The organism is Streptomyces carpinensis (assembly GCF_002154505.1).
Lineage (GTDB): Bacteria > Actinomycetota > Actinomycetes > Streptomycetales > Streptomycetaceae > Streptomyces > Streptomyces carpinensis.
Genome location: NZ_MUBM01000742.1, coordinates 1 through 842, shown reverse-complemented (window position 1 = coordinate 842; position 842 = coordinate 1). Strand labels below are relative to the sequence as shown.

The following is an 842-nucleotide window of genomic DNA, read 5'->3' as shown; positions in this document are numbered from 1 at the left end:
CTGCCAGCGCAGCGCGGGCCGAAGGATCACGGCACGCCGGACATGCGTCAGCCCGCCGCCCCACCCACCCGGAAGGGCGGTGAGACGGCGGGCTGAGCCGCGGGGTGCTACGTCCGGCTGGTGATCAGCGGGCGTAGTACTCGACGACGAGCTGCTCGTCGCAGACCACCGGGATCTCCTTGCGGTTCGGCTCGCGGTCCAGGCGGAACGCCAGGGCCTTGAGGTTCACCTGCAGGTAGCGCGGGGTCTCGCCCTCGGGGGCGAAGCCGCCCTCACGGGCGATCTGGAAGAGCGTCTTGTCCTTGGAGCGGTCGCGGACCTGGATCACGTCGTCGGGACGGACACGGAAGGACGGCTTGTCGACCTTCTGGCCGTTGACCTGGATGTGGCCGTGGACGACCATCTGGCGGGCCTGGTAGATCGTGCGGGCGATGCCCGAACGCAGGACCAGCGCGTCGAGACGGCGCTCGAGCTCGACGATCAGGGCCTCACCGGTCTTGCCCTGAACCTTGGAGGCACGCTCGTAGGCGCGGACGAGCTGGCGCTCGGACACGTCGTACTGCGCGCGCAGACGCTGCTTCTCGAGCAGACGGACCTTGTAGTCCGAGTTCTGCTTGCGGCCACGGCCGTGCTCACCCGGCGGGTAGGGGCGGGCCTCGAAGTACTTGACGGCCTTCGGGGTCAGAGCGATGCCGAGGGCACGCGACTTCTTGACCTTGGGGCGGGACTGGTTCGCCACTGTCTTAGTCTCATTTCCTAGTGTTCGGCTTGTCAGGGTTGTGGGAGGTCGCATCCGCAGCCGGGGAATCCCGCCGGGTCCGCAGGGGACCTGCCGGGCAGCC

Annotated in this window: 1 protein-coding gene; it reads right to left on the bottom strand. The window is 68.6% G+C overall.

The features are described from left to right. Positions 1-124: 124 nt before the first annotated feature. On the bottom strand, positions 125-739 hold the full coding sequence (gene rpsD, locus BZY54_RS48465; RefSeq protein WP_086731582.1) for a 30S ribosomal protein S4: 615 nt from the start codon (positions 737-739) through the stop codon (positions 125-127). Between the last annotated feature and the right edge of the window lie 103 nt (positions 740-842).